Origin of the sequence: Nguyenibacter vanlangensis (genome assembly GCF_013376155.1) — a bacterium.
In the GTDB taxonomy this organism is placed as follows: Bacteria; Pseudomonadota; Alphaproteobacteria; order Acetobacterales; family Acetobacteraceae; genus Gluconacetobacter; species Gluconacetobacter vanlangensis.
This window is the reverse complement of record NZ_JABXXP010000619.1, coordinates 1-1,641: the sequence shown is the minus strand read 5'-3', so window position 1 is coordinate 1,641 and position 1,641 is coordinate 1. Positions and strand designations below refer to the sequence as shown.

Here is a 1,641-nt window from a genome sequence, read left to right as displayed (position 1 = left end):
CGCCGGGGCCGCCGCACCCGCACGAGCCGCCGCTGGAGCACGACCCCCATGGCGACGGCGAAGTCCGGCCGGAGCGCGACGGGTGATTGCCGCCCGGTGAAGGAGGTCGGGCGAATTATGATCCCGGGCTATGATCCCGTGTTGTGGTTTGGGGCGGGTCAGATCAGCCGGGCGCCCACGATGAGCAGCACGGTTGCCAGCACGGTGCGCTGCACGCTTTCGCGGATGCGGCCGACGAACAGGCTGCCCAGGATGATGCCGGGGATCGATCCGGTCAGCAGCGCGATCAGCATGGCCGGATCGACCGACCCCAGCAGCCAGTGGCCCAGCCCGGCGATCAGGGTGAGCGGCACCGCATGGGCGATGTCCGAGCCGACGATGCGCGCGGTGGACAGGCGCGGATACAGGACCAGCAGCGCGGTCACCCCGATCGCCCCCGCCCCGACCGAGGACAGCGACACCAGCAGGCCCAGCAGCGCGCCCACGAGGATGGTCAGCACATGGGCCTGCCGGTCGGTCAGACGTTCGGAAAAGCCGGCCAGGCGCGTCATGATCGCCGCGCGGAACATGATGCAGGGCGCCGTCAGCAGCAATGCCACGCCCAGGCTGCGTGAAATCAGGTGCGTCGTGGAGAGCGACGGCGCGCCCAGCGCATGCAGGGCCAGCAAGGTCAGCGCCGCCGCGGGAAGGCTGCCCGACGACAGGCGGCGCACGATTTTCCAGTCCACGCCGCCGGCAGATCCGTGCACGCTCGTGCCCACCGCCTTGGTGATGGCGGCATAGAGCAGGTCGGTGCCGACGGCGGTCTGGGGATGAATGCCGAACAGCAGGATCAGCAGCGGCGTCATCAGCGACCCGCCGCCCACGCCCGTCACCCCGACGAGGAAACCCACGCCCAGCCCGGATAGCGAGTAAAGTGGCTGAAACGCGTCACTCAAGGTCATGGACAGGTCCCCGAAAGCTGATCGATAAACGGATCGATCTCATTGCACGATATCATGAGAGTCTTAGGAATTGAAATCATCGCGGTGGGATAATTTTTTAATAAACGAAAACGTATGGTGATATAATCCGCCCGCATGGTCAATGGGGCCGCGCGATGGAGGAAAGCCGCGGGCCTGTTCGCGCCCGTCCGCTTCCATCACCCCTGTTTCCGTCATATCGTGCCGGATATTGTGCCGGACAGGATACCGAGCCAGACATGGGCGCCAGACATGGGCTCCAGACATGGGCGGCGGGGCAGCGCGGGCAAGGGGCGATATGGGGCGGATCCATCCGGCATGACCGTGCGGCGTCGATGATCCTGCTGCTTCCTCTGGCCGTTCTGGTCGCGCTGCTGTTCGGGGTGGTCTTCTGCTGGCGGCCCCTGCCGGCGATGACCCCGGCCTGGGACGGCGCGATGGCCTGCGGCGTGGCGGCCTATGCGCTGCTGCTGTTCCTGTTCGTCCTGACGGGGCGCCCGCTGCGCCTGCCTTTCTATGACGGCAAGTTCTTCATCCGCGCGCATCGGTTGCTGGGGTGGCTGGCGGTGTTGCTGCCGCTGCTGCATGCCCTGCTGCTGCTGTGGGCCGAGCCGCTGACCCTGCGTTACCTGCTGCCCGGCGCCCCGGCCTATATGCTGGCGGGCGGCTTGGCGGCGGG

At 67.2% G+C, this 1,641-nt stretch carries 1 protein-coding gene and 1 pseudogene; one reads left to right on the top strand and one right to left on the bottom strand.

From position 1 onward, the window contains the following. Nucleotides 1–158 precede the first annotated feature (158 nt). On the bottom strand, nt 159–944 hold the full coding sequence (locus HUK84_RS17310) for a sulfite exporter TauE/SafE family protein (protein ID WP_176641367.1): 786 nt from the start codon (nt 942–944) through the stop codon (nt 159–161). Nucleotides 945–1,201: 257 nt separating this feature from the next. Here HUK84_RS17310 and HUK84_RS17305 point away from each other — a divergent pair. Then, nucleotides 1,202–1,641 (top strand): annotated as a pseudogene (locus tag HUK84_RS17305) (hypothetical protein); the annotation flags it as partial.

Bases quoted from the DNA above. Each gene is read 5' to 3' on its own strand.
- HUK84_RS17310 (WP_176641367.1), bottom strand. From the start codon at position 944: ATGACCTTGAGTGACGCGTTTCAGCCACTTTACTCGCTATCCGGGCTG.